Raw genomic sequence first — 20,557 nt, forward strand, 5'->3', positions numbered from 1 at the left:
GTCTCGGTCGGGTCACGGCGGCATCCTCCACTGGATAAACAACCAGTCTAGGAATAACCGCGGCGACGGGACTTGTCAACGAGTAGAAGTATCGGCTAAATGAAAGCGGCGGGCAGTCAGAGGTTGGATGGGTGTCCTGTAGTGGAGAGTGATGAAGCGCGCCGCGTCTGTAAAATCATAGAGCACGCGGCCTAAATACTGTTATATAAAAGAGGGTGCAGTGAACATTGAACTGATTATCAAAGTCGTTCTTGCGGCCGTTGCCGTTATCGGTTTATGGCCCATACTGTACGGGATAATAGCTGGCAAAAAGATTAGGCTTAGGGAGGAATACAGGTTTGCGAAGGAGTTTCTTGATGATCTAGCCTCTGGAAGGCAGATGCATCCGTATGCCCTTGAGAAAGGCTGCCAAGCCATTGCCGGCACTACGGCTATCAAAGCCATAGAGGTGCAATATATTCTCACTCTTGAAAACCCTGCCTCCTGTTTGAGAGACTTTGTATTGGCCAGAAGTTACCTTGAACATCTGGAAACGGCGGGCGATCTTAAAATTACCTTTTCGAAAAATACAAGAATTCTTGGTCTCGCAGGTGGAGAAAAGGGTTCTACCTAACCACTTATTTTGTCCTAGCTTTTGGTGCGATAAGCCCTGCTCTTTTTGGCGCTCCACTAGGTCTTGAAATTAAGCAAATACTACAGGCATCCGCCATTACGCTCCCTATACTAGGTTTGTACGCGCTGCTGTCGATCTTCGCTTTCGCAAAAATATATCGCGGTGAGAAGCTCGTCAAAAACCAGAAGTCGCATACCCAGCGAATAGTATTTCCCGGTTCAGGCACAGATCCCGCTGTATATGTCGCTGAAAGGACGCAGGTTACAGCTTAATAAAGAAGGCGCGTACGAAGAGGACATATATGGACGCCTCCCCTTCACACGGCGTCACGATGCGCCAGACTTTTGGGTAGAAACCAAAGTCAATGAAGAGGAGGCGCCCATCTCATCAGCCATCTAGCATCTAGTTTGTGTAGTCCTCTAACACTGACAAAATCTCCTTATTCTCACCGCCGCGCACCAGATCGAAAGGGCCTAATCCATTCGCCAAGCGAGATTGGCTTAAGTCAAAGCCTGCATCGAGTAAAGTGCGAACGACCTCAACGTCGCCGAACCCTATGCCTACCATCAGTGCATCGATGCCATCCGCATTTCGAGCGTTTGGATCTGCACCTGCATCGAGCAACAGAGTTAGCATTTCCAATCGTTCGCAGCCTGCTACCGCGATGAGTGCTGTGGGCCCACCTTCCTCGCGCCAATCAGGGTCGACCCCCATGTTTAACAGGGTCTTAACGATTTCGGTTTGCCCTGCAGCGGCTGCATCGATAAGGATATCCGGCTCTAGTTCCCGCCAGTTATCTTCGGAAACCCATGCTTTGACTTTATCCAGCTCACCCATAATGGCGGCATAAGCGATGATGCTTTTCCCGTACACCGTATCGGAGCCATCAGAGGTTTCCAAAAGCGGGAGAACGCGGTTCTCCGGCACGCTTTGCGCCATCGTATGGCAAGGGTTTGGGGTGGCTGCATGCGATGTGGCAGCGAACAGTAGTGAAAAAAGCAATAGAGTTCTTTTGTAAGAGCCTATAAATTTCATTCTGCCCCCATTATCGAAACAAGGGACAGCCATTCAACTCCCGTCCCCCGCCTCGGTTCTTTTCACACCTCAGGCGATCAAGCCATACCGCTCGCCCTTACTCCTGAGCGTCCTCCTGCAAGCGCGCCAGCTCCTGCTCGCACAGCGTCTTGGTGACGTCCAGCAACCGCTGCACCTTGGGGGCTAAGTAATCGAGGTCTTCTTGAATGACATTGAAGTCGAGATGATAGCGGGCCGCGATGTAAGCGTTGTCGAGTAGCTTGAACATATCCCGCTCTAGCTGCGTTGTGTGCGGGAAGATCTCTTTAAACACCGGGCCGTACTCGGCCGCGTCGAGAGCGAGATAGCGCAACAAGTGCTCGTGCGGACAGTACAGGGTGTGGACGAGGATAATGCATTTATAGGCGGATTCGGTGGCCTGATTGAGATTGAAGGCAGCTCGGCGACCATCGCCTTTGTTAAACGCGAACTCATAGTGACTATAGAATTCCGTCGCCCCTTCAAACCAGATCCGAAAATACTCCCTCGCAATTCGCAGCCGATCGCGCGCGGGCAACTCTTCCGGCTCCGCCAACTTCACGAAATTGCTGCCTACCAGCACGCGCCCTTCGCGCTTAATATCCAGAAAGAAATACCGGCCTTCCTCTAAGCTTTGATTCACGTGGCTAAGGCGATGAACAATCGGCCGCACCGAAGCTGAGAAGTTGTGCGCATTGCACAGCTCGTAGAGCTGCTGCTCCAACTCGCCGTCCGATTCCGTGGTGCTATCCGGCATCACGACCAAAATATCGTAATCCGAGGCGTGCCCCGACCAGCGGGGCCGCGCCAGGTCTTTCTCTTCCTTGTAATCCCCTCGGGCGTAGCTCCCGTAGAGAATCACCAGCTCCGGTTGCACGGCCTCGTCGATCAGGCTGGCGATTTTCTCCAGCTCCTGCTGTTTATCGGCCGGCAAGTGGCTCAGCGACGTGCGCATGTGCTTATGTTCCAAACGGTCGTACTCCAGCGGCGGCATACCCTCGCCCTCTTCCTTTTTCGTGGTGTGGGGGAAGCATGTCGTAATAGTGCCATAGGCAAGGGGAGAGACACAGCATGGGGCTAAACGCGGTGGATTGACGGGAGCAAGTCAGTCCGCCGCTACGGCGCCGAAGCGGCATCGGTATTCCCGCTAGGTCAGGCCGATAACGCGCCGAAACAGTTTCCGGAAGGCGCTCGTTGCCTGAACGAGCACATCGTCCGAAGCGCCAACACCATGGACGGTTGCACCGACGCTGAGCACTCGGCACCGGTGGCATAGCGTGAACGCGTCAGCAATTTCTTATAGCACCTTGGTCTCAGCCTCGGCACCCAGGCTAACGAGCTGAAGACGGCCATCGCCATCGTGCCGCAGCACAGTGACTGAGGTGTGATTAGGCCGGAAGTGCACTACGCGATCATCCCCGGAGGCTGCACCGGCAGCGGCGTTGATGGCGATAAAGTGGGTTACCACCACGGTGTCCTGCTCAATGGCCAGTAAGGCATCCAGCACGCCCTGACGCCAGGCCTGTAACTCAGAGTCCAGCACTGCGTACTCTTGCTTCGCCACCGAACGCAACCACTCCCCCCGGGCGCGCAGATCGGTGGTCGGCGAGGGAATTTCGCTAACACGCACTTCTACAATCGGTTTCTGCCGCCAGTGCATCAGCAGCGGCATGGCGGTCTCACGTGTGCGACGCATAGGGCTGACCATGACCGGCAACGGCCCCAGCGGTTGGAAATGATTAACCAGTGCGTCGGCCTGCTGGCTACCCAACGCGTCCAGCCCAGGATCAGGGTCAGTCTCCCAGCCCGCCGCAGCGCGCCCATGCCGCACCAAGTGAATCAATGGCATAACCTATCCCTTCGAGCAATGGCCACGCGGCGCGACGTGGCAGTGAAAAATGCGCCGACCCCGAGCGACAATTCTAAGCTAGATGCTGCGATAGATTGTTTATAACGTCTTCGTTCTTCGTCAACCGCGCGATATCCAAGGGTGACGCAAGTCCGACCCTGAAGCGCCAAGGAAACCTACCGACTGGGTGTCTGACTACCGCCCGCCCCTCCTTTGGCCCCAAAACATGAACGACTAGGCCTTCGACAAGTTGTTCAAGTTCTTGTGTCTACAGCCGATTTAGTTCTTTAAGCAGCTTTAGGCTTGGTGGCGCAAGCGTGTCTGGCGTTTCGGGCTTTGCAGACGAGATAATCATGATAATCAACCGGTCCTTCCCAAATCCGCCGTCGATGACGTTAACCCACAATGCGAATCGTGCGGTCGGCGCCGATAAGGCGGCTGGAGCTTCTCAACCAACCACGCCACCTAGCGACGCGAAAGCCAAAGCACAGCAAGCACTTAGTGAAGCACTAGAAAAAGCTAGGAACAGCGCCAAAGCTGTTGAAGCCTTCGCAGACATGTTCAGCGAATCACGCAAGGACAGCGCCCGCCAGCGGATTGATGAGATTCGCGAAACTATCCGCATTCTGAAGCAGTTCATCATGCTGTTCGGGGGTAAGCCGCCCAAAGGTCTGCTCAAACAGCTCCAACAGCTGGCTCGCGACCTCAATAACGCATCGTCCGAGCTTAAGGAAAGTGGCACCAGCAACGCGGGAGTATCTGGCAGCTTCATTTATAGTGAAGAGGGCACCGGACCCTTCATGACGCAGGCTGTCCCGACCGGCGAGGAATCTACGATGGATGCCGAATCGCAGGGAGATCAGTCGGCACAAGCGCTCGTGGCTCAGGCCGAGAGCGAGCTTGCCAGCCTTCAGGTCGAGCTTAGGGCGGTGGAAGAACAGAAGGCGGACACGAACAGCGGCTCTGATGACGGTCAGGCCCACCTAGTGTTCTCGCCTCCGATGAGCAATGGCGGTGATGCTCAGCGACGTACCGATGCCGAGCTAATTGCAAAGGCGCTTCAGGAGTTGAAGGAGTTGGTGGATCTAGTGAAGGCCGGCTCACGTGGCAAGGACCCAGAGGCCGACAAGCAGTACGATAATATCGACAAGCAACTGGCCAGCGCCGAGAAAGCTGTCCAGGCGCTGCGCATGCCCAGCCTTGCAGTGGCGGTACCGACGGGAATCTCTGTTCGGGTTTGACAGGTGGCAGAGCGTCCGGGGATAACGATTCAAACCGGGGGGTAGTACTTCCGGTGCGTCATAGTTGTTGACGCTGAAATCGGTCCAACCTATGAGCGCGAAGCCATCGTCGTGTAGAAACTTGCTATCGTTGCCGACGAAAGACGCTAGCGCGCCCTTGCAGGTAGTTCGGAAAGTCTGTTCGCCGCTGGCTGCGGGGCTCGCCTGTCGCCCACCCAGTCTCGTTAAGAAAGTAGAGGCGGAATGAGAATGGTGGCCGTCGCTTTGCTTAGCTCGGCGAACCATCACCTTTGTTAAACGCGAACTCATAGTGACTATAGAATTCCGTCGCTCCTTCAAACCAGATCCGAAAATACTCCCTCGCGATTCGCAGCCGATCGCGCGCCGTTGAGGTTGAGAAGGAGCTTGCGCTTAACGGTTTGCTATAACGAGCATTTGGGGCAGCCATTAGGTTGGCTGACCCTCCTATGGGCCTAATCAAACATCCAGCTGCAGCCAAGAACCTTTTGCGACAGTTAGTTTCCGGACATTGGGAGACGAACGAGGCGTTGTTTCGCACCGTCAAGTGCCGCCCCGGATATCCGGTCGCAGGTTTTGAAAACATGACGGCGGCTCGGAAGCGCGTGCAGGCTTTCGCGCACTGGTACAACACCGAGCACTGCCACAACCGCTTTTCGGGCGACATCCGCAACTTTAATCTCCCAAAGACCACTGGCTTTTAAACAGCTCTATTAACTCAGGCGTGAACTATGTTGACAGGCACCGGCCATAGATGCCGGCCGGGCCAAAAGCTCCTCTCCCTTGAGCCTCCATAGCACCCGATTCACATTCCCCAGCCGACGCATGTTAAGCCAACTATCCCAAGCTTTCGCCTCCAATCAAATCGAACTCAACGTTATAACATTACCATCTGCTATACTGCTTTTCCCATTAGGAAAGACAACAAACAAGAAGGAAAACTCATGAAGAAAAGATTTTCGCTCCTACTCCCTATCCTGCTTGGACTCTCGGCTTGCAACGGCAGCGGCAGTAGCGGGGGAAACACGCCCGATGCCGACCTTAGCGGTATTTGGCAGGGAACAGGGACCCAGGAAGGAGTAACTTTCGACCTCCAAGGCGCCCTTTATGACAACAGGATTTACCTAGTCAGCGAGCAAAGCAACATCATACTGATTGGCGAAATACACGCTGACGGTAATAGCTGGTCTGGAACTATCGATTCCTATGTAATCAATGAGTCCCAGCAGGGGACTACCCTATATCGGGTACGGTGCGCGAACAAGAGTGGCTCCGTGGGGAGACTGAAAACGGCACGACAATAGATTTAGCATTTGACGATCAGTTTAACCGCTCCGCTTCTCTAGAGAAGATTTCCGGCGTGTGGTTCATGAGTGAAGGTGAATATGCATCGAGTATTACCATCGATTCAGATGGCAGCTTTTTCGGCGACTCCACAGACGGCTGCCAATATTCCGGCGAAATAGACATCCCCGATGCCGAAAAGAATATCTACCGTATGGCTATGACTGCGACAGGCTGCGCGCATGCCGCCGGCAGTTATGAAGGCCACGCGATGCTGCTCGATCACCTAGGCACTGAAGACAGGCTCGCTTATGGCCTCGTTAGTTCAGGCTATGTCATCGTCAACCAGTTTTCGCGGGAAGACTAGGCCGACCGAGACCGTTATGGAACCGCGCCCTCCCGTCGGAGCGGGCGCGGTTCCGTCAGCACTGAACTGTTAACACCCTGCACACTCGCCCTCCTAGTAAAGTAAGCGCCCGGCGGTAGTATTGAACAACTCGGAACCGCCCCTGATAGACCGCGCTGACCAAACCTGCGGCGATAGTGTCCGGCTGGTGTGCGGGGCGGCATCTAGCTGAACGCGATGGATTAGCTGTTTAAGCTTCGCCCAGTTCATCATAAGCTCGGTCAGTCTTTTCGAGGCCGAAATCACTAGCTAGCAAATCAATTCCATCTAGTATTAGACAGCGATTCATGACCTTCAGCGCGGAAAAACACTTTCTCCTGTACTCTTTTGATCCTTGAAATTTTTCTAGTGACCTTTTGAGAGGTGCTAGTACGGGATAAGCTTCTTCAGCCTTATCGGTGGCTTGCTGAGACTGTTCACCGTGTAGGCGTAATTGGCCAATAACTTCTCTGCATACCTATCAACGCTACTTAAACACGGAACATTGAGCCAGTCTTTTGTTTCTGCGGCTTAAGCTTGATCCTTGCTTCGGCAACAAGTGGAAACTTTATTGGCATTAAGCCGCTTTCAGATACCTTTTGCTCAGGCGCTTGTATCCTGGACTAATCGGACAGATGAAATCTACGTCTTTGCTCCAACGATACTCTTCATAGAGGGGAGTGATAAGGGTGCCTCCACCGAAGAAGGCACCTACTTCATAAAATATCTCTGGGTCTAGACAGACTAGAACGTGCAGGATTCTTTGATGATGTTCGTGGTCCAACATCTAACTGCAGCCAAGAACCTTTTGCGACAGCTAGTTTCCAGACAAACGTTTTCTCTTTCCCCTCAACATCGGCCAGTATGCCGCGATACTCCCAGCTTCTTTCGTATCTGTTGAGCATTTCGTCTGGAGTAAGATCATGCACATCATCCAAATCCCAGCATACCGCTTCCAGAAACGGCAAATGCTTTGGAATTTCAAAATTTACTTGTTGCCGCATGACTTCTAACCGTTTGATACAAAAGGCAAGATCATAGCAAAACCGTCAACTCCCGTTGGGCCCCGGGAGCGAGTCAGTCCGCCGCTCCGGCGCCGAAGCGCGTCGGTATTCCCGCGGGGTCAGGCCGGTAACGCGCCGAAACAGTTTCCGGAAGGCGCTGACATCCTGGTAGCCCACCATGGGCGCAATCTGCTCCACGGAGCGGCTGGTGGTCTCCAGCAGCCGCTTGGCGGCGTCGACACGCAGCCGCTGTAAATAGCCGCCCGGCGTTTGCCCACAGGCTGCTGTGAAGCGGCGAATCAGGGTCCGCACGCTGCTGCCCAGGGTGGCCGCTAGGGCGTCCAGGGTCTGGGGCTCGCCGAGCCTGGCCTGCATCCATTGCTGTGCCCGGGATACCAGCGGGTCCCCGTGGCCGTGGTACTGCTGGAGCATGGCATAGGGCGCCTGTGAGGCGCGGTTTAGGTCCAGCAGCATGAGTTTTGCTGCCAACGTGGTGCGCTCGCGCCCGATCTCGGGCTCCACCAGTTGTAGCATCAGGTTGTCCCGGGCGCTGTATGGGCCGGCGCAGTAGATGTTGGCGTCCTGGGTCACCAGTGCATCCGCTTGCAGCCGGACTTTCGGGTAGCGCTCGCGGAACTGGGCCCGGAGCCACCAGGTGGTGGTGGCGCGGCGCCGGTTCAGCAGGCCGCATTCGGCAAGCAGAAACGTCCCCGTGCAGGCCGCCGCAATGCGCGCGCCGCCGGCCCAGTACTCCGGCAACCGGGCAAGCTCGGCGCGCAGTGCCTCGACGGCGGCGATGAAGGGGCCCATGCGCCCGTAATCCATGGCCGAGACCACGATCACGTCCGCATCCTGGGCCAGGCTCCAGTCGCCGTCTACAGCCAGCCGCAGGCCGGCCGGGGTGGCCAGGTCGCGCCCGTCCGGCGACAGGATTTTCCACTGGAAAAGCCTCTCATCCCCCTCCCGCTGCGAAAGCGTGTTCAACAGGTGCAGGAAGTCGGCCGAGGCACTGAGCCCGGTAATCTGGCAGTTGGCGTATCCCAGCAAGGCGAATGTGGTCATATGGCAATTTTAACCATAAAGATGTCAGTTTCGCCTCTCCTGCGTCACCCGGTCTGCCGGTACGTTCACAGATACGACACCGGCTTCCCACAGGAGAACGACCGCCATGAACGAGAACCAACGCCATCCAACCCGACCGCTGGCCCTGCGGCTTGTCGGTCTCGGGCTGCGGACTATGCACCGTGTGGCGCCGGAGCAGGCGGCACGCGTGGCGACAGCGCTCATGCTCACTCCGCGCAGGCGCCCGCAGCGGCCACCCGTGCCGGACACCAAGACGGTGGCAACGGATAGAGGAACGGCGGTGGTACGGCGCATCGGCGACGGGCCGCCGGTGCTACTGGTACACGGCTGGGGAGGCCATGCGGGGCAGTTCGAGGACTGGCCGGCCCACCTGAACGAGATCGGCCTGGGTGCTCTGCTGCTGGAGCTGCCGGCCCACGGAGGCGCTCCCGGCAAGCGGACCAACGTCGCGGCGGCGGCCTCCGCCATCAGCGCCGTGGCCGCTTCCGAGGCTCCGCTGGCGGGCGTGGTAGCGCATTCGTTCGGCGGGCTCGCCACGCTATACGCGATGAGTCTTGGCCTGTCGGTGCCTTCCGCGGTGTTCATCGGCACCGCCACGGTGCCGCAGCAACTGACCAGGCTCTTCGGTAGTCTGCTCGATCTGCCCCTGGAAATGATCCAGCGCATAAAGGCACGAACGGAGGCCATTGCCGGCGTGCCCATGGAGCGCGTGGACCCCGTCGGCTACGCGCAGCGTCTGGAGACGCCGGCGCTGCTCATCCACGACACAGCGGACTCGCGGGTCTCCATCGACGAGAGCCGGCGCTTGGCGGCGATCTGGCCTGAAGCCCGCACCCATTGGACCACCGGGCTGGGTCATACTCGGATTCTGGCGGACTCGGCAGTCATCGGGGAAGCGGTGGACTTTCTGGCCTACCACACGCGCGCGACGGGCGCGGGGGCGGTGCCGCCGCGCTTCGCCGGGGCCGGCCGCTAACGAATAGCCACGGGTGTGAGGCGGGCGGTGGCGGCCCGCCCCACATCCTCGGCGTCCGGGGGCAGCCGAGCAAGCCATATCGACGGCACTCAGACAACGCAGCAGCGGCTGGGCCGGAGAACTCAAGAGTACCGAAATAGATCCAGTCACATCACCAGCACGGCTCGAAAACGAACGGCCCCCTCCAAAAGCCTCTCGCGCACCGCGGCGGCCTCAGCCAAATCGTAGGATTCGGTAACCGCCGTCACCTTACCGCGCGCCGCGAAGTCCAGCACTTGGTAGAGATACTCGCGGCCGTTGTGCTGGCTGCCGACGATACGTGCACGCTTCATGATCAACTGACCGGCAGAAACCTCGAGCGGGGCCGAACCCAACCCCATGATCACCATCCGTCCCTCCGGGCGAAGCCCTTGCATGGCGTCGCTTTGCGCGCTCATCGAGCGGCTCGTGCCGAGCACCACGTCGGCGCCGCCGACGGCGGCGAGTGCTCTTCCGTCACGCACAATCTCGTCGGCACCCAGGTCGCTGATCGGCGTTTCTTTGTCTGTGGATTGCGTTACTGCGATGGTTCGAAAGCCGCTCGCCTTAGCATACTGCACGGCCAAATGCCCAAGCCCACCGATACCGACAACCGCGACGGTCTCGCCCGGCCGAGGGTCGGCCGCGCGCAGGCCCGCGTAGGCTGTGTAGCCGGCACAGAATAGCGGTGCTGCCTGCTCATACGTGAGCCCCTCGGGGAGCAGCACCGTCGCATCGGCGTATGCGAGCATGTATTCGGCGTGGCTCCCCGGCAGATGCATGCTGGTACCAACGATATGGCTGCAGAACAAAGGCTTGTCGCGCTGACACCACTCACAACGCCCGCAGGCCGATTGCCACAACAGCACTCCCACCCGGTCGCCGACACAGCGGCTGCGCACGCCTGGGCCAACCGCTACGATCTCCCCCGCCGGCTCGTGCCCCGGCGTGCCGCGACTTTGGTGCAGGTCGTTGTAGCAGACACCGCTCGCGTGCACGCGAATCAGCACTTGATTCTCAGCGGGTTCGGGCACGGGCACGTCTTGCAACTGCCACGCTTGTTCTCCAGAAGAGGCGATAACGGCTTTCATAGCTGGACCTCGCAGGCTGACCGCACCACTAAATGCAAACGACATCGGGAAACTCGTTAGCGCAGTACCTTGATCACGGCGGCATGCTCCTCAGCTCCGTATCCGGCGTCGATCGCGCGGCGAAACAAGGCGGCAGCGAAACGGGGCAGCTCGGTGCTGATGCCCGCCTCGTCGCCGTGCTGGACAAGCCGCTCAATGTCTTCGCCGGCCGTCTTCAGTGTGCTTTCGGGGGTGGAGTAGCTATCGGTCGCGATAACGTGCCCCATATGCCTGGCATCGTCCCCCAGCACCGGGGCCAAGCTGGCGAGTAACTCACCGAACGAGGCCACGTCCAACCCTTCGGCTTCGCAAATCAACGCTCCGTGGCACAGCCCGATCCAGCGACCGGCAAGGTATGACAACACTGCCCCGAACAGGGCCGCCGATAAACCAACTTCGTCACCCAGATACGTCGATTTGCCCGCTAGGGTCGTCAGTTGCGAAGCCTGTTCGCGAAAGCTCGCCTCCTCCCCCGAATACAGAATTGCCGTTTCGGCCCCCCGATCTGGCTGGGCCACGCTAGGATAGCGCCATCCAAATAAGCTGCGCCCTGTTGCCGGACCCAGGCGCTGAGATCGCGTGCCTCTTTGGGTGTCCCGGTGCTCAGCTGGACCAGCGTTCGGCCATCGAGCGCACGCCGGACGGCGTCGCTACTTAGAATCTCGCGCGTCGCTGCGTAGTGCGATACGCAGACAATCGTCAGGGGGCTGGCGGCGATGGCTGCCGCGGCCGTTACCGCTTGCTCCGCTCCGTTCTGAACCAGTGCGGCCGCTTTGTCCGGAGTGCGGTTCCAAACCGTAACGCGCAGCCCACTGCGAACTAATGCACCGGCTAATGCCGAGCCCATTTCGCCCAAACCGATAACGGTGACTTCGCTCATATTCCTCAGTACCCTTAGATGGCGAACAATACTCCGCGATAGTCAACTTAAATTTATTCGTTTTCAATTACTTACAAAAATGTAAGTAGAATTTCGGGCCTACACGAGGAAAGAGATGAGCACTAAACAGCCAGCGTCCGAGTGCGGTCTGGGTGCGGCGCTACAGGTAATCAGCGGCAAGTGGAAGCCTACAATTATCTGGGAGCTCCACTATCGGCCGGCGCGCTTTGGCGAGCTGAAGCGCCGCATTCACGGGATCAGCGAAAAGATTCTGTTCGAGCAGCTCCGCCAGCTGGAAGACGATGGCGTTGTCCACCGAGAAGTGTTCGACGAGCTCCCGGCCAGAGTCGAGTACTCGCTGACCCCAGATGGCAGTGCGCTGAACGAGGCCGTGCACACGCTGGCCGAATGGGGTAAGCGGCACTCGGCAAAGATTGCGCAGACAAGCGATGCGGCCGGGTAGGCCATACGTATAGGCACCGGCGCCGATAGGCAGCCGTCGTTGCGTGTCGGGTTAACTTAGGCATTTGGCACACACATGGAGGGTGTCGATGGAAACGGAAAGGATTCTCTGGCGCCGTCTCGATGCTCCTGGCCACGACGCTGTCGTCTGGTGCGACAGGCGCCCGGCTGGCGCTTGGAAGGCACGGCCGCATTCCGCCATGAGGACGGCACGGCGGCATGTGTCTCCTATGCCGTCGAATGCGACGAGGAGTGGCGCACCCGCATTGGCGAGGTTAGGGGCTGGGTCGGCGCCTATGGCCTGAATTTACATCTCTGCCGAGTTTCCAACGGACCGTGGATACTTAATGACCAAGTAGTAGACGGGTTGGATGGGTGCGTTGATTTGGATCTGGGTTTCACGCCAGCGACAAACCTATTCCAGCTAAGACGGATGGCACTACAAGTCGGACAGGCCGCAGAAATTTCTGTTGCTTGGCTCGATGTGCCGGATGGGGGCCTCGAAGTGCTCCGTCAACGCTACGAGCGACGCAGTGCCGAAGAATACGACTACCAGGCGCCACAGTTCGAATACGCCGCTCATCTTCGAGTCAGTCCGGCGGGCTTTGTCGTGAAGTATCCGGGGCTGTGGGAAGCGGAGTCGACCGGCACCCAACGCTTCGGCGACGGATCAGAGCATAACGGGAACGGGAAAACCTACTGACAGAACCTGACAGGAGCCCGAACTATACTCGCCGCTTATCACTCAACGGCAAGGAGACACAGATGGAGCGGGAACTCGTCTTTTACACCAACCCCTGGTCACGCGGTGCCATTGTTCACTGGATGCTGGAAGAGCTCGGCGTGCCGTACCGAATGGAAACTCTTGAGTACGGCACCACCATGAAGGCGCCGGAGTACCTGGCGATCAATCCGATGGGCAAGGTTCCGGCTATCCGCCATGGCGACGTGGTAGTCACCGAAGCGGCCGCCATTTGCGCCTACCTGGCCGATGCTTTCCCCGCAGCCGGGCTGGCGCCGGAGCTGCAAGCCCGCGGCGAGTACTACCGGTGGTTATTCTTCGGTGCCGGGCCGCTGGAGGCTGCACTTTCCCTGAAGCCTTGCGGCTTCACGCCGACGCCCGAACAACAGATGCAGCTCGGTTACGGCTCTTACGAGGCAGTGGTGAACACCCTTGCGCAGGCTGTTAAGGGACGCCGCTATATCGCGGGCGACAAGTTTACCGCCGCCGATGTCTACCTCGGCTCGCACATTGGCTGGGGGATGCAGTTCGATAGTCTGGAGAAGCGACCAGAGTTCGAAGCCTATTGGGCGGGGCTGAAAGATCGCCCTGCGCATAAACGGGTAGCGGAGCTCTCCGAGCAGGCGGCTGCTCAACAGACCGCGACGCAGGAGTAACCCCGCTACGCTCATCCGGGGGTGCTCGGCCACTAGAGCATCTCCCGGAAGGGTGCGCAAAAACTGGCGCTATTCCCCGCCGCTCATGTCGGGCGTTGAGCATCTATATCGGTCCAGGAGGAGCATCGTCGTGAAAAAAACTTACACCGGTAGCTGCCATTGCGGTGCTGTGCGTTACGAGGCCGATATCGATCTGAACGCGGGTACGGGCAAATGCAATTGCTCGATCTGCACCAAAACACGTAACTGGAATGCGCTCATTAAGCCGGGAGATTTCCGCTTGCTGTCCGGAGAGGCTGATCTCAGCGACTACCAGTTCGGTACGCTGAGCGGGCACCACCTATTCTGCAAGCATTGCGGAGTCCGCCCCTTTGGTCGGGGGCATGTCGAACAGATCGGAGGGGATTACGTCTCTATCCAGCTGTGCACATTGGATGACGTTGACCCGGTTGAACTGGTGCGGGCACCGATTACATATGCCAATGGTCGCGACGATTGTTGGTGGACGGAGCCCGCTGAGACACGGCACCTATGACTAATAGGTTAACGGATAATCAAGTATGAGATGGAATTATCGCATCGTTCGAAAGCAAGGCGTTCTCGCTGTCTTTGAGGTTTATTACGACGAGGATGGGAAACCGGAGACGTGCACGGCAGACCCCGTCGCTCCGCAGGGCGAAACGTTGGATGAACTTCGTGGCGATCTGGAGCACTACGTGGCCGCCCTCGCCTCGCCGATCCTGGATATCGAGCAGTTCCGCAACCAGTGGTGAACATCGGCCTGCGTCATTTACCGCGCCCATGCGTCAAATGCCCCATCAGGAGGCCTCAAATTACGACGAGGACAGCCATCGGGTCGGCCCCCTCCTATGAGCCAGCTCCGGACCGGGCCATCGAGCCGCAAACCGCCTCAACGTCGGTTGAGTCGGAAGCCTTGTCAAAGGCGTTAAAGAGGCAAGGCTGAAAATTTGTAGGCCCTACGACCGTTTATGCATTCATGCAGGCGATGGGGCTGATAAACGACCACGCTGTGGGCTGTGTGGTCCGCGATGAGGTCGAACGTGCCCGTTTGAACTTCAAACGGCCCACCGCAGCGTAACTGCCGGCGTTTCGTGGCCTACCCGCTCCGCCGGACAAAATTAACACCTAACCCTACGGAGCGGATCGCATGACACGTAGTCGTAAAGGCCTGGTTCATATCGATGATGTCGCGCTGGAGTATAGTATCGACGGCTCCGGCATCCCGCTACTCGTGGTTGGCTCCTCGGTTTACTATCCTCGAACCTTCTCGGCAAACCTCCGACAATCGTGCACGCTTGTTTGTGCCGACCTGCCGCATTTCGTGAACCTAAGCCCCGAGTTCTCGCTGCAAGCGATAAACTTTGAGTTCTATTCGAGGTGTATCGAAGCCGTTCGCGTCGATGCCGGCCTTGGCAAGGTAGTTATCGTCGGGCATTCGCATCACGGGAATGTAGCGTTGGAATACGCGCGGCGAAATCCTACCCAGGTTTCGCATGTGGTAATGATTGGCTCGCCCCCGGTGGATGTCTCGCGAACTATCGCCGGCGCTGAACAGTATTGGGCTTCCTCCGCCTCGGAGGAGCGCAAGGCGATTCTTAAAGATCGACGGCAGGCCGTCGATAAAGACCGTCTCGCACGCCTATCGCCCTCTGAGGCCTATATCGCCCAATACGTTACCGATGCCCCTCTGTATTGGAACGATCCGACTTACGATGCGGCTTGGGTATGGGAGGGCATGCAGTTCCGCATGGAGGCGATCCATGCTTTTCGCGACCTTTATAAGTCATACGAACTCCATTGGGATAGCCAGTCGCTTAAGGCGCCGGTTCTGATTATCGCAGGCCGGAACGACTTCGCTGTCCCTCCTACCCTTTGGGAAAGCGTCCTGCCGAAACTTCGAAATACTACCTTTCACCTACTCGAAGACAGCGGGCATACACCGCAACTTGAGCAAGCGGAAGCGTTCGATAATCTTTTACTGAGTTGGTTGCGGAGCCAAAGGTAACCGCCACGACGCCTAACGGAGCGGCGCTCTCGCCGGTTGACTGGGACAGCCGTGGTTGACTGGGACAGCCGTAGCGTTAAGGTACGGGTTTTACCTAAGCGGAGGCTGCGCGTTCCACGTGGACACTGTGACAGAAAAAGAAAAACACCCGAACGAAAAGATCACAATACCACATACAGTCGGTGCCTCTATCGTCGCCGCGACAGCCTATTTGGTATTCTTTCTATTTGGAATTCCGCTGATCGAGCTGTACTCCCCCCTACACCAAAGGCTTCTCATTCCTTGGCTTTTTGATTCGTACTCAATGCTCAGTGTTGGCTATATTGTTTATATGGCGCAAGGCTTTGCAATGGTTGGTTTATTCAGCGCCGTTTGCTTGCGCTTGACGCTCGCATGCTTTCGGCGCTGCAACCCAACGACCGTATTGGCTGCATTTCTAGGGGTTACGATTGTGCACGCCATTGCGTACAACTTGGCAGCATACTTTCTATATGAAAACCGTGAAGTAGTCTATATCCTTCTGCTGTACTCGGGAGCTGCAATGTGGGCCACCTATTGGATGCTCTTTAACCGAGATACCCCTACACTGGAAGATAAACAGTGAAGTCACCCCAAGGAAAGTTATTTCTGCCGCTGTTCGCGCTAACAATTGCGGCCACTAATATGTTCTTTCTATACGTTGGCTTTTACCTGTTCATGCACGGGTGGGAGGCCGTTACCGAACAAGCTGCCACATTCTGTACCTCCGGCCGATACAGCAGCCGCGTATACTGCACCGACTACTACGGAGTCTCCGCAGTATGGCATGGTGTGACCATGCTGCAGTTTGGCATCGCGGCTATGCTGGCACCGTTAGCCTTCGTCCTTTCGTCGCTACGGCCGTCCGCCTACTGGTACATCCCATTGTGGCTGTTGCTGGCCGGCGGAACCGTCACGATAGTCGGGAAGTTATTCGTGTAAGCAGCCGCGGCGAGGCCTCTTGCGAAAATAGCTAATAAGGAGACACCTACCCGACCGAGTACGCCCAAGCCCGTCAAGCGAGCGCCCCGCTAAGCACCTAGCGGCCGATTATCACATGAATCGATAGCGTTTTATGCCATCACTTATCTCGCACCTCGGAAAAGACGATCAAGAAGGCCTGCTCAACGACCTTAACTACCTGAACATGGGCGAGATAAAGGCTTTCTGCAAGAAGCACTCGATTCCCTATGCGATATGGATAGAAACGGGAGACGGCGGCCGTCGAAAAACGACGGAGAGCGATCGAAAAGGTGTGATCCTAAATCGGATTCGGCATTATTTAGGAACCGGCAGCATCATGGAGCCAACCTGCTTTCCCGCCGGCATTGTCTGCTTAGATGAGTTCGCGAAAAACCCTAAAGAATCGGATCGAATTTTTACGGGCAGTACGGCAAGGGCAATGTGACCATGATCGCCTTGTTAAAGCAGTTGACCAGCGGGGCATTCAAAGATGGCGCTATTGCGCGAATCTTGTTAAATGAATTCTGGAGCAACGGCGTGGCGCCTACTTATCGCGAATACGCGGCGGCCTGGTTAAGAGCGAAGGAAGCTCACACGCGACCGAACCCCGAGTGGGCTTTTTTATCGGACAAAGCCGACCTCAAAGATACGAAAGACTGGAAGCAACTGCGAACAAAAAAGCGCAGCACGTAATGAGTATCTTAAATACCATCGAGCCCTAACAGGGTGCCGAAAAAGCCCATCCTGGACGTGTTTCGGCGCGCGCTGCCCCGCGGGTGCACGCCCGCGGGGCCAACTGACCAAGCCGGGCCTGGCGATAGCGTCAGTCCAGCGTCTCCAGCCAGGTCGCCTGCTTACCGGCGACTATCGCGCCGCTGCTATCCTGGCCATCAAGCAGATAGTACTCACAATGGCCCGGCTCGATGCTTTCCGCGGCAAATTCCGCGTTACCTATCGGCTCAAGGAGCTGAAAGCCGGCATTGTAGGTGCTGCTGGTGGTGCAGGGGTCGATCAGCAACTGTCGCGGATTGCTGCGGATGCGACCATGGCTATCCCGGTAGACCTGATAATCCCAATCCGCATGGGTGGCGGAGTCCGCATACAGCAAACGCAGGGCCACAGGCGGCGCGGACGACACCGCCACGCTGGCATCCAGCGCCTGCAGAATCATGCTGTCGGTAGCGCGGCGAGTCCCCGACAACGGCGCGATTTGGAGACTCAATTCTTCGCCGTACGCGATCGTCACTTCCAGATCGTCGAAAGTCGTATCCCAGGCGACGAAACCGTCGCGCTCCTTCCACGACACTTCCCCGGTGATCACATAAGGCCCGGGATGCCCTAGCGAGATGTCCTTACGGCAGTAATCGTTAAAGATCAGGGTGCCGCTACCGGCAGCGGCACCCGAGGCCAGGGCGACCGAGCCCGGAGGCGGCTCGTCCGCCGCCGTCCCGGCGCATGGTTTGCTCTGACCGAAAGCCTCCTCAGGGTCTGCCGGGCTGCCTTCAAGCAAGGACAGGCCGCCGTAACGGCCAAGCTCTTCCACCAGTACGCGCAACACCTCGGCCACATATGCGGCATCCGCCAGCGCCGCCATGCTGTCATCGCCGGCCTGGATTGTCGCCCAGTCGGTCGCGCCGCTGTAGTGGGTATCATAGGTGCTCAGCAAGGCTTCCGCTTCGGCAATCACCGAGGTGGTCGGCGTGCCGCCATTATCGCCGCTACCGTTACTTCCATCGCCGCCACAGGCCACCAGCAGAGCTGCCGGCAGCGTTAACCACGCTTTTCGCGCAGTCGCGTTATAGATCATCCGTAGTCTCCGGACAGGGGTTGATTGCCACCCTGATCGTAGCTACCGAAGGGTAGTGGCGGTATCGCTGCAACAGGCTACCCCATATGGGGGATCTAGCGGAACGCTGGCATGTAGCCGGGCCTGATCGGCTTCCAGTCGGAAGCTGAACGTACCGCCGAGTTCTTCCGCGCGAGTGCGCATGTGATTGAGCCCACGCCCGGCGAGCACGTCAGTTTCGGCACGGCCGGCACTAACTCCGTCGTTGATAACGTGAATATCCAGGCGACACTCGTCGCCACGCACAGCCACTTCGACCTGCCCCGGCGTGGCATGACGGAACGCGTTGGTCAACGCCTCGGAGAGGATACGCCGCACATTGATGTCGTAGCGCACACTCAACTTGGCGCCGCCGGCGTCCACCGATTGCCGCCATAGCAGCGGCACCTGCATCTCCTCGCAGCGCTCTCTGCACTCCTTCTGCCAATCTTCCAGGCTGTCAGCGAGCCGACAGCTGGCGCTCTGATCCAGTGCCTGTAGCGCTTCGCGCAGGGATTGCAGGGCATTGCGGGCCAGTTTTTCCTGTTGTTCATCCGGCGCGTTGCGTAACAGGCTCAGAATGCGCCCGCCCACGTCGTCGTGCAGGTCGCGGGAGATACGCTGCCGCTCCACGTCCGCTCCCAGTTCTCGGGCACGCACGGCTGCCACCGCCTTGTCCGTCAGGTCGCGCAGCAGGGTCGCCACGCGCAAATCCTCCGGCGTGAACAGCCGACCGCCCTGATCGGGATGCTCCAGCATCAGGTCAGGGTCCGCTGCGGTCAGGGCGCGCAGATACAAGCGCGCGCCGTCGGCGGATACCTGCACGTCGCTCACCACCGGTATCTCGGCGGCACGGCACTGTAGCGGATTGAACATACGCTGTAGCAGTCCGGGCCAAGCATTACGAATGCCGGCTTCGCTGTCGGCGGCAAACAGGTTGTTCACCAGCTGGCGCAAGGTGCTGTCCAGCAAACGTTGATCGGACCGCCCGAGCAAACCCATCAACCATTGGCGCAACGGAAAATATACCCAACCGGCAATGGCCAGCGACAACAGCAAAGCCATACCACCCGCCAGCCCGATGACGAACACCAGCAGCGCGTCCAGCACCAGCACCAGCGCGCCGCCGAAAAACCAATGCCAGGTACGGAACCACCAACGCTCGACGTGGAACAACCGATAGCGGTGCAGGCCGGCCGCCAGCCCCAGATAAAGTACCAACACGGATGCTAGGCTGATCACTAGCGGCACCGCACGGGTACCGCCCAGCGCGGCGGGCAGCATGATCAGCGCTATTAGTAACAACGAGCCGATAAAGATAGAGAGGAAACACCACTTAAGGGCCGCACGCTCCAGCGGATGGCCGCGGGTCGCTCGCCATTGCAGGCTCATAATAATAATTCCGCAAACAAAGCCGCCCAGAATGCTACTGTAGATGGTGTACTGCGGGCTGCTCGTCAGCTGCAACTGATCGGCCACCCAGACGAGCAGCGCTAGCAATATACCTATCATTGGCACCGGTGCCCGACCCAGACGGATCGGGTAAACCCAGAATAAGGTGGCCAAGGTAGCGCACACCATCAGTACCGCAAGGTGATTGACCGACATCAACACGGCAATCACCTCCCCGGCAAGGCCAATTCGCGGCCGCCGTAGGAGGCCAGCGTCAAGGTGGTGGCAAACAGCGCCACCCCGGAAGCGGCGAACAGACGCGTCTCCGTGCGCCGCGGGTTGTATACCCACAGCCCCAGCGCCACCAGCAAGGCAACCCAACCATAGAGCCCATGCAACAACGCGTAGGTCATCGCCGGCGACCACCAGGGCTGCCCCACCGCCAACGCAATACGGCTGCCGTCATCCGTTTCCACGACCACCGGAGGAGAGGCTAGAGCCTGCCAGAGCTGGCTTTGCTCGTGCAGAAAGCGGTTATAACGGTCGTAATCGAGGAGGTCCGGGTCTTCGATCAAGGTGTCGTTGTGCAACGGGATGCGTTCGCCACCCTGCCACACGGCCACGAGTACGGTATCGGCGTTTATCTTCGATAAGTTGGGGCTATTGGCACGTACGCTCTCGACCCGTACGCCGGGGGCGTCCTCGGTCTTGCTCAATTCCAGGCCAAGGTAGGGGGTGGTGGCCACCCACAGCGTACTCAGCAGCGTCGCCAGCAAGGCGAACATGCACAGCAATAGCAGTTGCGTGCGCGGCGCCAGAAGACCCGGGCGGTTCTGCATCGGGCTCATGGCACCGACTCCGGCGACGCCACATCGGCGCGCCTGCTGGTGTCCTCGCCGACCGGACGGAAACTAAACGCGCCGTAACTGAAGGACACGC

At 58.2% G+C, this 20,557-nt stretch carries 26 protein-coding genes and 1 pseudogene; 16 read left to right on the forward strand and 11 right to left on the reverse strand.

Going from position 1 to position 20,557, the window contains the following annotated elements:
* The first annotated feature begins 220 nt into the window (after positions 1-220).
* Complete coding sequence (locus CAI21_RS07255) at positions 221-613, forward strand: hypothetical protein (protein WP_116301684.1); 393 nt, start codon at positions 221-223, stop codon at positions 611-613.
* A 402-nt stretch (positions 614-1,015) separates the two neighbouring features.
* Here CAI21_RS07255 and CAI21_RS07260 read toward each other — a convergent pair whose 3' ends face one another.
* The 3 genes from CAI21_RS07260 to CAI21_RS07270 all read right to left on the reverse strand — a co-directional run bounded on the left by CAI21_RS07260 (position 1,016) and on the right by CAI21_RS07270 (position 3,515).
* Positions 1,016-1,648, reverse strand: a complete 633-nt coding sequence (locus CAI21_RS07260) for an ankyrin repeat domain-containing protein (protein WP_181919304.1) — start codon at positions 1,646-1,648, stop codon at positions 1,016-1,018.
* Positions 1,649-1,745: 97 nt separating this feature from the next.
* Positions 1,746-2,660: a HEPN domain-containing protein gene (locus CAI21_RS07265; RefSeq protein WP_116301686.1), complete on the reverse strand. Its 915-nt coding sequence runs from the start codon at positions 2,658-2,660 to the stop codon at positions 1,746-1,748.
* 303 nt (positions 2,661-2,963) lie between these two features.
* The gene (locus tag CAI21_RS07270; protein WP_116301687.1) at positions 2,964-3,515 is read right to left on the reverse strand and encodes a histidine phosphatase family protein; all 552 of its coding nucleotides are present in this window, start codon (positions 3,513-3,515) and stop codon (positions 2,964-2,966) included.
* Positions 3,516-3,868: 353 nt separating this feature from the next.
* Here CAI21_RS07270 and CAI21_RS07275 point away from each other — a divergent pair, with 353 nt between their 5' ends.
* The 3 genes from CAI21_RS07275 to CAI21_RS07290 all read left to right on the forward strand — a co-directional run bounded on the left by CAI21_RS07275 (position 3,869) and on the right by CAI21_RS07290 (position 6,425).
* Complete coding sequence (locus CAI21_RS07275) at positions 3,869-4,756, forward strand: hypothetical protein (RefSeq protein ID WP_116301688.1); 888 nt, start codon at positions 3,869-3,871, stop codon at positions 4,754-4,756.
* Between the two features lie 467 nt (positions 4,757-5,223).
* On the forward strand, positions 5,224-5,478 hold the full coding sequence (locus CAI21_RS07280; RefSeq protein ID WP_147305050.1) for a hypothetical protein: 255 nt from the start codon (positions 5,224-5,226) through the stop codon (positions 5,476-5,478).
* A 548-nt stretch (positions 5,479-6,026) separates the two neighbouring features.
* Positions 6,027-6,425, forward strand: coding sequence for a hypothetical protein (locus CAI21_RS07290; RefSeq protein WP_147305051.1), 399 nt, complete (start codon positions 6,027-6,029; stop codon positions 6,423-6,425).
* A gap of 734 nt (positions 6,426-7,159) precedes the next feature.
* Here the strand turns inward: CAI21_RS07290 and CAI21_RS22860 are convergent.
* Positions 7,160-7,447: a hypothetical protein gene (locus tag CAI21_RS22860; protein WP_147305052.1), complete on the reverse strand. Its 288-nt coding sequence runs from the start codon at positions 7,445-7,447 to the stop codon at positions 7,160-7,162.
* A 45-nt stretch (positions 7,448-7,492) separates the two neighbouring features.
* On the reverse strand, positions 7,493-8,509 hold the full coding sequence (locus CAI21_RS07295; RefSeq protein ID WP_116301692.1) for a GlxA family transcriptional regulator: 1,017 nt from the start codon (positions 8,507-8,509) through the stop codon (positions 7,493-7,495).
* A gap of 106 nt (positions 8,510-8,615) precedes the next feature.
* Here CAI21_RS07295 and CAI21_RS07300 point away from each other — a divergent pair, with 106 nt between their 5' ends.
* Positions 8,616-9,506 (forward strand): alpha/beta hydrolase, encoded by an 891-nt coding sequence (locus CAI21_RS07300; RefSeq protein WP_116301693.1) that lies wholly within the window; start codon positions 8,616-8,618, stop codon positions 9,504-9,506.
* Between the two features lie 146 nt (positions 9,507-9,652).
* Here CAI21_RS07300 and CAI21_RS07305 read toward each other — a convergent pair whose 3' ends face one another.
* Genes CAI21_RS07305 through CAI21_RS23685 form a run of 3 tightly spaced genes read right to left on the reverse strand, consistent with a single transcriptional unit; the run spans position 9,653 to position 11,534 of the window.
* Entirely contained in the window at positions 9,653-10,660 is a 1,008-nt protein-coding gene (locus tag CAI21_RS07305) for an alcohol dehydrogenase catalytic domain-containing protein (protein ID WP_220347783.1), read from the reverse strand.
* Positions 10,661-10,671: 11 nt separating this feature from the next.
* Entirely contained in the window at positions 10,672-11,172 is a 501-nt protein-coding gene (locus tag CAI21_RS23680; RefSeq protein ID WP_220347784.1) for an imine reductase family protein, read from the reverse strand.
* Positions 11,088-11,534, reverse strand: coding sequence for an NAD(P)-binding domain-containing protein (locus CAI21_RS23685; protein WP_220347785.1), 447 nt, complete (start codon positions 11,532-11,534; stop codon positions 11,088-11,090). Before CAI21_RS23685 ends, CAI21_RS23680 begins: the two co-directional genes overlap by 85 nt.
* A 115-nt stretch (positions 11,535-11,649) precedes the next feature.
* Between CAI21_RS23685 and CAI21_RS07315 the strand changes: the two genes are divergently transcribed.
* The 11 genes and pseudogenes from CAI21_RS07315 (at position 11,650) to CAI21_RS07365 (ending at position 17,094) form a co-directional block, all read left to right on the forward strand.
* Positions 11,650-11,997, forward strand: coding sequence for a winged helix-turn-helix transcriptional regulator (locus CAI21_RS07315; protein ID WP_116301694.1), 348 nt, complete (start codon positions 11,650-11,652; stop codon positions 11,995-11,997).
* Positions 11,998-12,147: 150 nt separating this feature from the next.
* Complete coding sequence (locus CAI21_RS07320; protein WP_220347786.1) at positions 12,148-12,699, forward strand: putative glycolipid-binding domain-containing protein; 552 nt, start codon at positions 12,148-12,150, stop codon at positions 12,697-12,699.
* Between the two features lie 62 nt (positions 12,700-12,761).
* A complete protein-coding gene (locus CAI21_RS07325) occupies positions 12,762-13,394 on the forward strand; it encodes a glutathione S-transferase family protein (protein WP_116301695.1) in 633 nt (210 codons plus the stop codon).
* A 130-nt stretch (positions 13,395-13,524) separates the two neighbouring features.
* Positions 13,525-13,929, forward strand: a complete 405-nt coding sequence (locus CAI21_RS07330) for a GFA family protein (protein ID WP_116301696.1) — start codon at positions 13,525-13,527, stop codon at positions 13,927-13,929.
* Between the two features lie 25 nt (positions 13,930-13,954).
* A complete protein-coding gene (locus CAI21_RS07335) occupies positions 13,955-14,167 on the forward strand; it encodes a hypothetical protein (protein ID WP_116301697.1) in 213 nt (70 codons plus the stop codon).
* A 203-nt stretch (positions 14,168-14,370) separates the two neighbouring features.
* A pseudogene (locus CAI21_RS24675) lies at positions 14,371-14,493 on the forward strand (DNA-3-methyladenine glycosylase I); the annotation flags it as partial.
* Between the two features lie 69 nt (positions 14,494-14,562).
* Positions 14,563-15,420, forward strand: a complete 858-nt coding sequence (locus CAI21_RS07345; RefSeq protein ID WP_116301698.1) for an alpha/beta fold hydrolase — start codon at positions 14,563-14,565, stop codon at positions 15,418-15,420.
* A gap of 127 nt (positions 15,421-15,547) precedes the next feature.
* Positions 15,548-16,024: a hypothetical protein gene (locus CAI21_RS22865; protein ID WP_147305053.1), complete on the forward strand. Its 477-nt coding sequence runs from the start codon at positions 15,548-15,550 to the stop codon at positions 16,022-16,024.
* Entirely contained in the window at positions 16,021-16,380 is a 360-nt protein-coding gene (locus CAI21_RS07355) for a hypothetical protein (protein ID WP_116301700.1), read from the forward strand. Before CAI21_RS22865 ends, CAI21_RS07355 begins: the two co-directional genes overlap by 4 nt.
* Before the next feature lie 133 nt (positions 16,381-16,513).
* Positions 16,514-16,846 (forward strand): hypothetical protein, encoded by a 333-nt coding sequence (locus tag CAI21_RS07360; RefSeq protein WP_116301701.1) that lies wholly within the window; start codon positions 16,514-16,516, stop codon positions 16,844-16,846.
* Positions 16,843-17,094, forward strand: coding sequence for a hypothetical protein (locus tag CAI21_RS07365; RefSeq protein ID WP_147305054.1), 252 nt, complete (start codon positions 16,843-16,845; stop codon positions 17,092-17,094). Before CAI21_RS07360 ends, CAI21_RS07365 begins: the two co-directional genes overlap by 4 nt.
* Before the next feature lie 130 nt (positions 17,095-17,224).
* On the opposite strand, the gene CAI21_RS07370 is transcribed toward CAI21_RS07365, so the two are convergent.
* From CAI21_RS07370 to CAI21_RS07380, 3 genes are read right to left on the reverse strand one after another with little or no spacing between them, the layout of a single operon-like run.
* A complete protein-coding gene (locus CAI21_RS07370) occupies positions 17,225-18,208 on the reverse strand; it encodes a hypothetical protein (protein ID WP_116301703.1) in 984 nt (327 codons plus the stop codon).
* Between the two features lie 42 nt (positions 18,209-18,250).
* Positions 18,251-19,840 carry a sensor histidine kinase gene (locus CAI21_RS07375; protein ID WP_181919305.1) on the reverse strand — a complete coding sequence of 530 codons (1,590 nt, stop codon included), beginning with the start codon at positions 19,838-19,840 and terminating at the stop codon, positions 18,251-18,253.
* A 5-nt stretch (positions 19,841-19,845) separates the two neighbouring features.
* The gene (locus tag CAI21_RS07380) at positions 19,846-20,466 is read right to left on the reverse strand and encodes a hypothetical protein (RefSeq protein ID WP_116301705.1); all 621 of its coding nucleotides are present in this window, start codon (positions 20,464-20,466) and stop codon (positions 19,846-19,848) included.
* Positions 20,467-20,557: the final 91 nt, after the last annotated feature.

The organism is Alkalilimnicola ehrlichii (genome assembly GCF_003399765.1).
GTDB lineage: Bacteria > Pseudomonadota > Gammaproteobacteria > Nitrococcales > AK92 > AK92.

Coding starts and splice junctions, on each gene's coding strand:
- CAI21_RS07295 (WP_116301692.1), bottom strand. CDS start 8,509: ATGACCACATTCGCCTTGCTGGGATACGCCAACTGCCAGATTACCGGG.
- CAI21_RS23685 (WP_220347785.1), bottom strand. CDS start 11,534: ATGAGCGAAGTCACCGTTATCGGTTTGGGCGAAATGGGCTCGGCATTA.
- CAI21_RS07315 (WP_116301694.1), top strand. CDS start 11,650: ATGAGCACTAAACAGCCAGCGTCCGAGTGCGGTCTGGGTGCGGCGCTA.
- CAI21_RS07280 (WP_147305050.1), top strand. CDS start 5,224: ATGGGCCTAATCAAACATCCAGCTGCAGCCAAGAACCTTTTGCGACAG.
- CAI21_RS07270 (WP_116301687.1), bottom strand. CDS start 3,515: ATGCCATTGATTCACTTGGTGCGGCATGGGCGCGCTGCGGCGGGCTGG.
- CAI21_RS07305 (WP_220347783.1), bottom strand. CDS start 10,660: ATGTCGTTTGCATTTAGTGGTGCGGTCAGCCTGCGAGGTCCAGCTATG.
- CAI21_RS07300 (WP_116301693.1), top strand. CDS start 8,616: ATGAACGAGAACCAACGCCATCCAACCCGACCGCTGGCCCTGCGGCTT.
- CAI21_RS07260 (WP_181919304.1), bottom strand. CDS start 1,648: ATGAAATTTATAGGCTCTTACAAAAGAACTCTATTGCTTTTTTCACTA.
- CAI21_RS07335 (WP_116301697.1), top strand. CDS start 13,955: ATGAGATGGAATTATCGCATCGTTCGAAAGCAAGGCGTTCTCGCTGTC.
- CAI21_RS07370 (WP_116301703.1), bottom strand. CDS start 18,208: ATGATCTATAACGCGACTGCGCGAAAAGCGTGGTTAACGCTGCCGGCA.
- CAI21_RS07345 (WP_116301698.1), top strand. CDS start 14,563: ATGACACGTAGTCGTAAAGGCCTGGTTCATATCGATGATGTCGCGCTG.
- CAI21_RS07380 (WP_116301705.1), bottom strand. CDS start 20,466: ATGAGCCCGATGCAGAACCGCCCGGGTCTTCTGGCGCCGCGCACGCAA.
- CAI21_RS07325 (WP_116301695.1), top strand. CDS start 12,762: ATGGAGCGGGAACTCGTCTTTTACACCAACCCCTGGTCACGCGGTGCC.
- CAI21_RS07275 (WP_116301688.1), top strand. CDS start 3,869: ATGATAATCAACCGGTCCTTCCCAAATCCGCCGTCGATGACGTTAACC.
- CAI21_RS22860 (WP_147305052.1), bottom strand. CDS start 7,447: ATGCGGCAACAAGTAAATTTTGAAATTCCAAAGCATTTGCCGTTTCTG.
- CAI21_RS07360 (WP_116301701.1), top strand. CDS start 16,514: ATGCCATCACTTATCTCGCACCTCGGAAAAGACGATCAAGAAGGCCTG.
- CAI21_RS07265 (WP_116301686.1), bottom strand. CDS start 2,660: ATGCCGCCGCTGGAGTACGACCGTTTGGAACATAAGCACATGCGCACG.